The following is a 9530-nucleotide window of genomic DNA, read 5'->3' on the forward strand; positions in this document are numbered from 1 at the left end:
TTGTCCAGACTGGCAGGAGCCTGCTTTGCGCGAGCGCCGTCGGCCATCGGGAGACAACAGTAAAGTAACCCCGGGGCTTGCCGATAACCCGACTGTCGTTGTGTCTGGCAAATCAGGGGTATCGGGTGCTCATCGTCGTCGGCTTTCTCATTGTCATCCTGTCCGTGTTCGGCGGTTTCGCGCTGGCCGGGGGGCATCTCGGTCCGCTGTTCCAGCCGACCGAGGTATTGATGATTTGCGGTGCCGCGGCGGGTGCCTTCGTGGCGTCCAACAACGGCAAGGCGATGCGGGCCACCGCGCAGGCGTTCCGCCGCCTGCGCCCGACCAACCGCTACAACCAGGAGATGTACATGGAGTTGATGTCCCTGTTGTACACGCTGCTGGCGAAGATTCGTCGGGACGGGATGATGGGCGTCGAGAAGGACATCGACAATCCCGAGCAGAGCGCCCTGTTTGCCAAGTTCCCCAATATCCTCGGCGATGCCCTGATCATGTCCTTCATCACCGACTACGTGCGGCTGATGGTCGCCGGCAGCCTCGAGGCGATGGAGCTGGACGAGCTCATGCTGCACGAGATCGAGGTGTTCGAACACGAGTGCCATGTACCCTCCGGCGCGCTGACCAAGGTCGCCGACGGCATGCCCGCCTTCGGTATCGTGGCGGCGGTGATGGGCGTGGTGAAGGCCCTGAGTACGGCGGATGCCGGCCCCGACGAGATGGGCGAGATGATCGCCCACGCCCTGGTCGGGACCTTCCTCGGCATTCTCATCGGCTACGGATTTATCGCGCCCCTGGCCAGCCGCATCGACCGGCAGGCGGAGGAGGCGCTGAAAGTGCTGCAGTGCATCCGCGTCACCCTGCTCGCCAGCCTCAACGGCTACGCGCCGCAGATCGCGGTGGAATTCGGCCGCAAGGCACTGTTCAGCGCTGAGCGGCCCAGCTTCGACGAGCTCGAGGACCACGTCCGGGAGCGTCGCGCCGTATGAACGCCCACGCCCGCCCCATCATCATCCGGCGCAAGAAGGTGGTACATGCCCACCACGGCGGCAGCTGGAAGATTGCCCTGGCGGACTTCATGACCGCGCTGATGGCGCTGTTCCTGGTCATGTGGATTCTCACCGCTGCCAGCAAGCAGCAGCGCGAGGCGGTGGCCGAGTACTTCCGCACGCCGCTGGTGGTGGCGCTCGCCGGCGGCGACAAGAGCACCGCCAGTACCAGTGCGATTCCCGGCGGCGGCGACGACCCCACCCACGCCGAGGGCGAGGTGCGGCGCATAGACCGGCGCGAATACTCGCGCCCCAGCGACGCCCAGCGGCGCTTCTTCGAGGCCCTGCAGCTGCGCATCGAGGCCGCCATCATGGCCGACCCGGAGCTGCGTGACCTGCGCGGCCAGATGCGCTTTGACATGACCCTGGAGGGCCTGCGCATCCAGGTACTGGATACCGAACAGCGACCCATGTTCAGCCTCGGCAGCGACCGCGTGGAACCCTATATGCGTGAACTGCTGCGCACCATGGCGCCGTTGATCAACGAGCTGCCCAACGAAATGAGTATCAGCGGCCACACCGACAACCTGCCCTACGCGGGCGGCATCGGCGGCTACAGCAACTGGGAGTTGTCCAGCGCGCGCGCCAACGCCTCGCGGCGCGAGCTGGTGGCCGGTGGCCTGAGCCCGGAAAAACTGCTGCGTGTGGCGGGTATGGCGGACAACGTGCCGATGCCCGAGATGCCGCGCGAAAGCCCCATGAATCGGCGTATCGAACTGCTGATGTTGTACCCGGAAACCGCCAACAGCATCCGCTCGCCGGCGGTACTGCCGGAGCCGGCCGCCGAGCCGGTATGGATACCCGGCATCGAAGATCTGACCGCAATGCTGCAATCGCAGGCGCCCGCGCCCGCGGAGCAGCCAGAAAGAGTCTTGTAAGCCATGGATTTGAGCGAATTCAGTGACACTTTTTTCGAGGAGGCCGACGAGCTCCTGGTGGAGATCGAAAGCCACCTGCTCGATATCGACCCCGATGATCCCGACCCGGAACAGCTCAACGCGATTTTCCGCGCGGCGCATTCCATCAAGGGGGGTGCCGGAACCTTCGGATTTACGGTTCTGCAGGAGACCACCCACGTTCTGGAGAATCTTCTCGACGATGCGCGCAAGGGCAACCTGTCGCTCAACAGCCGCATCGTCGACCAATTTCTGGAAGCCAAGGACATGTTGAAAGATCAACTCGACGCATATCGCAACGGAACGGCTCCCGACCAGGAGGCTTTCGAGGCACTGTGCCAGGCGCTGCAGCGCATCGCCGAGGAGAATCGCGCGGGCGCCGACGCCGCGCCGGCCCCCGCCGCCGCTGAACCGCCAGCGCAGGAAAGCGCAGCGGGTGCCGGTTTCGAACTGTTCGATGGAGCGTCGGCGGACGCAGACGATGGCACGCCGCGGCTGCAGGTGCGATTGCGCGAGGTCGGTGAGGCTGACCGCACCCTGATCATCGAGGAACTGGGTAATCTCGGCGAGATCCTGGACAGCGGCGGCGACGAGGCCTGCTTCGACATCCAGCTGGCCACCGAGGAGAGCCCGGACAACCTGGAGGCGGTCCTGTGCTTTGTGATCGATGCGGAGCAACTGGAAATTACACCGCTTGGCGGTGGCGAAGACGAGGCGACCGCCGCGCAGGAAGCGTCAGCGCCCGCCGAGCCGGAACCGGAACCGGAACCCGAACCTGCGCCGGCCGAGCCGGAAGCTGCGGCCGAGGTTGCCGGCAGCGAGTCGTCCGAGCCCGCTGGCGAAGCCGGCGAGTCGCCAGCCGAATCGGCCGCGCCGGAGCAGCCCGCCGCACAGGACACGCCTGTCGCCGAGGAACCAAAACCCGCAGCACCGCCCCAGGCCGCGGCGCCGAAGGAGGCCGCCAAGGCCCCCGCCAAGCCCGCCGCGGCGCCCAAGGCGGGCAAGGCCGGTGCACCCGAGACCTCCTCCATCCGCGTGGCGGTGGACAAGGTCGACCAGGTCATCAACCTGGTGGGCGAGTTGATCATTACCCAGTCGATGCTCAACGAGACGGTCAACGGTCTCGAGGGCGTGGTCAACAGCGACCTGCTCAACGGCATCAACCTGCTGCAGCGCAACGCGCGCGACCTGCAGGACGCGGTGATGTCCATCCGCATGCTGCCCATGGACTACGTGTTCAGCCGCTTCCCGCGCCTGGTGCGCGACCTCGCGGGCAAGCTGGGCAAGGAGATCAACCTGGTCACCGAGGGCGAGTCCACGGAACTCGACAAGGGCCTGACTGAACGCATTATCGACCCGCTCACCCACCTGGTGCGCAACAGCCTGGACCACGGCCTGGAGTCCCCGGAGGCGCGGGCCAGGGCGGGCAAGCCGCGCGAGGGCAAGCTGGTGCTCTCGGCGCAGCACCAGGGCGGCAACATCCTGATCGAGGTACGCGACGACGGCGCCGGACTGAACCGCGAGAAGATCCTCGAAAAGGCGCGCGCCAACGGCATACCGATGAGCGACAACCCCTCCGACGACGAGGTCTGGCAGCTGATCTTCGCGCCGGGGTTCTCCACCGCCGAGCAGGTCAGCGACCTCTCCGGCCGCGGTGTCGGCATGGACGTGGTCAAGCGCAATATCCAGTCCATGGGTGGACACGTGGAGATCATGTCCAAACAGGGGCAGGGCACCACCACGCGCATCGTGCTGCCGCTCACCCTGGCGATACTCGACGGCATGCTGATCAAGGTCGCCGGCGAGATCTACATCCTGCCGGTGAGCTCCATCATCGAGTCGCTGCAACTGCGCAGCGAGCACCTGTCCTCCCTGCCCGGCAACGTGCAGATGCTCAAGGTGCGCGGCGAATACTACCCGGTGATCTCCGTGTACGACGCCATGGGCCTGCGCGGCCTGGCCAGCGAGACCGACGAGGGTGGGCGCGGCACCGCGGTGATGGTGCAGGCGGGCAATATCAAGTACGTGATGCTGGTCGATGAACTGCTCGGCCAGCAGCAGGTGGTGGTGAAGAACCTGGAGGCGAACTACCGTCGCATCCCGGGCGTCTCCGCCGCCACGATCCTCGGCGACGGCAACGTTGCGCTGATTCTGGACATGCCCGACCTGTACCGGCTCGGGCAGGAGGCACGGGTGCGCCGCGGCGGTCCCAGCGACGCCGCACGCGCGCCCAGTGCCTCCACTGAGGAGGCGGAGCAAGCATGACCGAACCCCATAAATACCGGCATTTCCCGTGTCTTTTCCAGCAATTGCCTGTTGCAAGTGGCGCTATAGTCGTGACAGGTAACATCGGCGGAAATGCCACTCCCATTAACGACTTGCGCAGCGAGAGTGAACAGTGAACAAGGATATCAGCATACTCGTCGTCGACGATTTTCCCACCATGCGGCGGATTGTCCGCAGCCTCCTCAAGGAGCTCGGATTCACCAATGTCGATGAGGCGGAGGACGGACAGGTCGGTCTCGCAAAACTGCGTGGCGGCGGCTTCGACTTCGTGGTCTCGGACTGGAACATGCCCAACCTGGACGGCCTGGAGATGCTCAAGCAGATCCGCGCCGACGACGCCATGAAGGACCTGCCGGTGCTCATGGTGACCGCGGAGGCGAAGAAGGAAAACATCATCGCCGCCGCCCAGGCCGGCGCCAGCGGCTACGTGGTGAAACCGTTCACCGCGGCGACCCTGGAAGAAAAGCTCAACAAGATATTCGAGAAACTGGCCAAGTAACGGGGCGTCCGTTACTGGCGGGGAGAACAGGCTATGCAATCAGCGCAAGAAGTAAAAGCGACGCCTCCCGTGGAGAACGTCGACGAGTTTGTCGGCCGCGTCGGCAACCTGATTCGCAACCTGCGCGAGAACATCAAGGCGCTGGGTGTGGAAGGGGCGGTACAGAAAGCGGCGGAGATCATTCCCGACGCACGCGGTCGCCTGAGTTATATCGCGAACATGACCGAGGAGGCCGCCGAACGCGCCCTCAACGCCGTGGATCGCGCACAACCGATCCAGGACGAACTGGAGGCCCGCTCGCAGGAACTGAGCGAGCGCTGGACGCACTGGTTCGGGCATCCGCTGGACGACGATGCGGTGCGCTCGCTGGTGCTGGATACCCGCCAGTTCCTGGAGCAGGTGCCCAAGAGCACGGCGGCGACCAACCAGGAGCTGCTCGAGATCACCATGGCCCAGGACTTCCAGGACCTCACCGGCCAGGTCATCAAGAAACTCATGGAACTGGTGGTCTCGGTGGAGCACCAGTTGCTCGACCTGCTGGTGGACAGCCTGTACCCCGAGGAGAGCCGCGACGAGGTGCGCGCGCGCATCTACGAGCAGTCCGAGGTGCCGGCGGACGATCCGGAGCAGAGCCTGCTGAATGGCCCGCAGGTGGACCCGACCGCGGCCGACGTGGTCAGCAGCCAGGACCAGGTCGATGACCTGCTCGACGAGCTCGGGTTCTGAGCGAAGGAGAACAGCGATAATGGCCAGGATACTGGTAGTGGATGATTCCCTGACCCTGCGCAGGATGGTGGTACACGTGCTGACCTCCGCGGGGCACGATATTGCCGAGGCGGCGAGCGCCGAGGACGCGCTCAAAGTGCTCGAGGCGTTTACTCCGGACCTGGTCCTGACCGACATGTACATGCCCGGCCTCGACGGCATAGACCTCACCGTGCGCATTCGCGCCATGCCCGATTACGGGCGCACGCCCATTCTCGTGCTGAGTACCGATTCCAGCGACGACGCCAAGCAGCGCGGTCGCAGCAGCGGGGTGACCGGCTGGATTGCCAAGCCGTTCGACCCGGACATGCTGCAGGGCGTGGTCGACAAGGTGCTGCACTGAACATTTTGTTGCGCTGACGCGGTAAAGCTACTGAAGACTTGTGCAATGTGGCCGATAACCGAGCATACGAGCATCGGTGAAGGCCAGACCCAAGGGGGGTTCACCCAATGAATACAGCGGCGGTATTACAGGACGAGTTTTCCGGCATCCCCGGCGAGAACGGTCAGTACCTGACCTTTATCCTCGCCGACGAGGAATATGGCATCGAGATCCTGCGGGTGCAGGAAATCCGCGGCTGGTCGCGGGTGACCCCGCTGCCCAACTCGCCCACCTACCTCAAGGGCGTGATCAACCTGCGCGGCACCATCGTGCCCATCCTCGACCTGCGTGAGCGCTTCGCGATGGAGTCGCTGGAGTACAGCTCGACCACGGTTGTGATCGTGGTGCGTGTGGAGCACGAGGACGAGCAGCGCGTGATGGGCCTGGTGGTGGATGGCGTGTCCGAGGTCTACACCCTGGGCAAGGACCAGTGCCAGGACCCGCCCGAGTTTGGCGGCAGCCTGGACCAGCGTTTCGTCAAGTCGCTGGCGTCGGTGGACGAGAAGATGATCATCGTGCTCGACGTCGACGCGTTCCTCACCGCTGAACTGCAGCGTTCGCTGGACTGAGGCCATGGGCATGAGACGCATCGCTGTAATAAATCAAAAGGGCGGTGTGGGAAAGACCACCACCAGCGTCAACCTGGCCCACGCCCTGGCCATGGTCGGCCGCAGTATCGGCCGCCGGGTACTGGCGGTGGACCTCGACCCCCAGGGCCACATGGCCACCTCTTTGGGCATCCACGGCGTCGATCGCGGCCTGGACGCGGTATTCCGCGGCGAGGCGCAGCTGGCCGAGGTCATGGTCGAGGCGCGCGAGAATCTCGACCTGGTCACGCCGGGGGTGACGCTCAACGATTTCGAGGGACTGGACGAGACCGTCGCCGCGGATACTCAGCGCCTGTCGCGCGCGCTGGATGGCGTCAGCGACTACGACTTCGCCATCATCGACTGTCCCCCATCCTCCGGCCAACTGGGCATGAACGGCATGCTGGCGGCAGATGAAATCCTGATACCGGTTCCCGGTGACTACCTGGCGATGGTGGGGCTCTCCAGCCTGCTCACCATGCTGGAGAAGGTCGAGGAAGAGCGCGGCCGCCACTTCCTGAAGTGGATCGTGGTGACGCGCTTCGACAGCCGCCGCAACCACGCACACGAGGTGTTCGGCAAGCTCCGCGAGTATTTCCCGGAGCAGTTGCTGGACACCGTTATCTCGGAGTCTGTGGCGCTCACCGAGAGCCCCAGCTTCGGCCAAACCATATTCGAACACCAGGGCAATTCGCGCTCGGCCAGCGAGTACGCCGGCCTGGCCCGCGACCTGGTACAGGCGATCAACCAGACGAGGAAATCGGCATGACTGCGAGAGGCGCCAAGAAAATGGGTGATGACCCGCTGGCCTGGCTGCATGGCGAGGCGGGGGGCGACAGCGCTGACGCGCCCGCGGAGAAGCCGGCACGCAAGCGCCGCAGTGCCGCCGCCGAAAAATCGGCGCCGGACACCGCGGACCTGATCGAAAGCAGCTTCGAGTTGCTCGCCCCGCACGGCGGGGAACTGGTGGCGAAATTCTACGACACGTTGTTTGAGCGTCACCCGGAAGTCGAGCCGCTGTTCGCGGGCACCTCGCGCGAAGAGCAGGACCTGAAATTGCTCGGCGCCCTGCAGCTGGCGGTGGCCAATATCCGCAAGCCGGATGTGCTCGGGCCGGTGCTGGTCGAGCTGGGGCACAAGCACCAGGGCTACGGCGTCCTGCCGGAACATTTCGAGGCCGCCGGCGGGATCCTGCTGGAGACGCTGGCGGAGCTGGCCGGAGAACACTGGAACGATGACCTGGCGCAGGCCTGGGCAACCACTTACACCGACATCAGTGAATTGATGCTGTCGGGCTACGAACCTGACGAGGATACGACAATGGCAGCTGAAAGCGTCGCCGTACTGGCACCGCAACAGGGGGACGAGCAAACCGTCCGTTCCGAGCTCAACAAGATGCGTTCCGCGGTAGATGGCGCCATGACTGCGATCATGATGGTGGATCGCGAGCTGACGATCACCTACATGAACGAGTCCGCGCGCACCCTGCTGCGCGAGAACGAGGACGAGCTGCGCAAGATCTACCGCGGCTTCGACGTGGATAACATGATCGGCATGTCCGCCGACTTCTTCCACGCCGACCCGTCCCACCAGCAGCGCCTGCTGGCGGACCCGAATAACCTGCCCTGGCGCACGGATATCACCGTCGGCCCGCTCAAGCTGGCCCTCAACGTGACCGCGATTATCGATGAGCAGGGCAACTACCTGGGCAATACCCTGGAGATGGCGGACGTCACCGAGACCCGCGCCCGCGAGGCGGAGAACGCTCGCCTGCAGTCGGCGATCAAGGGTGCGACCACGCGCCTGATGATGTGCGACGACGATCTCAACATCGTCTACGCGAACCCCGCGGTGATGGAGATGTTCCGCAACCGCGCCGCCGAGATGCGCCAGGCCTTCCCCGGCTTCGACCCGGAAAACCTGATCGGCCAGAACATCGACAAGTTCCACAAGAACCCGGCGCACCAGCGCAAGCTGCTCAAGGACCCGTCGATGCTGCCGGCCAAGGCCACCATCCACATGCTGGACCTGGTGTTCGAGGTCAACGCCACCATGATTCTCGGCCCCAAGGGCGAGTACCGCGGCAACATGGTCGAGTGGGTGGACATGACCGAGCAGTTCAACGCGGAGCAGGAACTGAGCAACCTGGTCAAGGCTGCCTCCGAGGGCGACTTCTCGGTGAGCATGGACGTGTCCCGCTACAAGGGCTTCTACCGCACCCTGGGCGGCACCATCAACGGCATCATGATCGGCCTGAAGGACCTCTCCCAGGTGCTGGCCAGCATGTCCCGTGGCGACCTGACCTGCGGCATGCGCGGTGACTACGACGGCCTGTTCGCCAAGTTCAAACTCGATGTAAACGCCACGGTCGACGTACTGCGCGATACCGTGCAGCAGATCCTGGCCAGCTCGGCCAACATCTCTGCATCGTCCTCGGAAATTTCCGAGGGCAACTCGGACCTGCTGCAGCGCACCGAGTCGCAGGCGTCCTCCCTGGAGGAAACTGCCTCCAGCATGGAGGAGATGACCGCCGCGGTGAAATCCAGCGCGGACAACGCGCGCCAGGCCAATCAGCTGGCGTCCAGCGCCCGCGAGCAGGCCGAGGTCGGCGGACAGGTGGTGCGCCGCGCTATCGACGCCATGGGCGAGATCAACAAGTCCTCCAGCCAGATCGCCGACATCATCTCGGTGATCGACGAGATCGCCTTCCAGACCAACCTGCTGGCGCTGAACGCCGCGGTGGAAGCGGCGCGTGCCGGTGAGCAGGGCCGCGGCTTCGCGGTAGTGGCGGCGGAGGTGCGCAACCTCGCCCAGCGCAGCGCCGAGGCGGCCAAGGAGATCAAGACCCTGATCAAGGACAGCGTGATCAAGGTCGAGGACGGCTCGCGGCTGGTCGGCGAGTCTGGCAACACGCTGGACGAGATCGTCACTGCGGTGAAGAAGGTCAGCGACATCATCGCCGAGATCGCCGCGGCGGCGCAGGAGCAGTCCCTGGGTATCGAGCAGGTGAACACCGCGGTGTCGCAGCTCGACGAGGTCACCCAGAAGAACGCCGCCATGGTCGAGGAG

9 protein-coding genes are annotated in these 9530 nt (G+C 64.8%); all 9 read left to right on the top strand.

Annotation, left to right across the window (positions count from 1 at the left end):
• Positions 1-125 precede the first annotated feature (125 nt).
• Positions 126-986 carry a flagellar motor stator protein MotA gene (gene motA / locus E4634_RS12885; RefSeq protein WP_135444505.1) on the top strand — a complete coding sequence of 287 codons (861 nt, stop codon included), beginning with the start codon at positions 126-128 and terminating at the stop codon, positions 984-986.
• A complete protein-coding gene (gene motB / locus E4634_RS12890; protein WP_135444507.1) occupies positions 983-1924 on the top strand; it encodes a flagellar motor protein MotB in 942 nt (313 codons plus the stop codon). The genes motA and motB overlap by 4 nt, the downstream gene beginning before the upstream one ends.
• Positions 1925-1927: 3 nt before the next feature.
• Positions 1928-4207, top strand: coding sequence for a chemotaxis protein CheA (cheA, locus tag E4634_RS12895; protein ID WP_135444508.1), 2280 nt, complete (start codon positions 1928-1930; stop codon positions 4205-4207).
• A 133-nt stretch (positions 4208-4340) separates the two neighbouring features.
• Entirely contained in the window at positions 4341-4727 is a 387-nt protein-coding gene (cheY, locus tag E4634_RS12900; protein ID WP_167854896.1) for a chemotaxis response regulator CheY, read from the top strand.
• A gap of 33 nt (positions 4728-4760) precedes the next feature.
• Entirely contained in the window at positions 4761-5453 is a 693-nt protein-coding gene (gene cheZ / locus E4634_RS12905; RefSeq protein WP_135444510.1) for a protein phosphatase CheZ, read from the top strand.
• Between the two features lie 19 nt (positions 5454-5472).
• Positions 5473-5835: a response regulator gene (locus tag E4634_RS12910; RefSeq protein ID WP_135444512.1), complete on the top strand. Its 363-nt coding sequence runs from the start codon at positions 5473-5475 to the stop codon at positions 5833-5835.
• Positions 5836-5942: 107 nt separating this feature from the next.
• Entirely contained in the window at positions 5943-6443 is a 501-nt protein-coding gene (locus E4634_RS12915; protein WP_135444514.1) for a chemotaxis protein CheW, read from the top strand.
• A gap of 10 nt (positions 6444-6453) precedes the next feature.
• Positions 6454-7230 carry a ParA family protein gene (locus tag E4634_RS12920; RefSeq protein ID WP_135444515.1) on the top strand — a complete coding sequence of 259 codons (777 nt, stop codon included), beginning with the start codon at positions 6454-6456 and terminating at the stop codon, positions 7228-7230.
• Positions 7227-9530, top strand: a 2304-nt coding sequence (locus E4634_RS21990) for a methyl-accepting chemotaxis protein (RefSeq protein ID WP_206046878.1), incomplete at its 3' end; no start/stop codon positions are given. The genes E4634_RS12920 and E4634_RS21990, both read left to right, overlap by 4 nt.

This window comes from Mangrovimicrobium sediminis, from assembly GCF_004745945.1.
Classification (GTDB): domain Bacteria; phylum Pseudomonadota; class Gammaproteobacteria; order Pseudomonadales; family Halieaceae; genus Mangrovimicrobium; species Mangrovimicrobium sediminis.